Origin of the sequence: Parapedobacter soli, from assembly GCF_025460835.1 — a bacterium.
Classification (GTDB): Bacteria; Bacteroidota; Bacteroidia; order Sphingobacteriales; family Sphingobacteriaceae; genus Parapedobacter; species Parapedobacter soli.
In genome coordinates this window covers 1-338 of the sequence record NZ_JAMXAY010000173.1, presented here as the reverse complement: position 1 = coordinate 338, position 338 = coordinate 1, and the positions used below count along the sequence as shown (strand labels likewise).

Here is a 338-nt window from a genome sequence, read left to right as displayed (position 1 = left end):
ACCTATACGTATTTCAACGAGGGTGCGTTTGACGAGGAGGGCAACCCTGTCGAGTCGCTTGGCGTTATCATCGACGTACCTGAGTCCGTCATCAACAACTTCGAGGAGATCTACAACGATATTGTCAACGAGGGGATCACGGTTAACGACAATTTTTACGAGACCTTTGAGGATTATTTGACGACTATTGTCAACAGCAACACGAACTTCGAGGACAACGAGTTCATCACGGTGACGGGCAGCGGCACGGAAGGCGATCCTTTCGAGATCACGATTATTGAAGGCGACGCTAACTCGATGCTGATCACGAACGAGGACGGTGATCTGGAGTGGGCTAC

The 338-nt window shown here is 50.3% G+C and carries 1 protein-coding gene; it reads left to right on the top strand.

Annotated elements, in window-relative coordinates; all coding sequences use genetic code 11:
• A partial coding sequence (locus tag NGM62_RS22075) for a hypothetical protein (RefSeq protein ID WP_262250463.1) occupies positions 1-338 on the top strand: 338 nt, incomplete at both ends.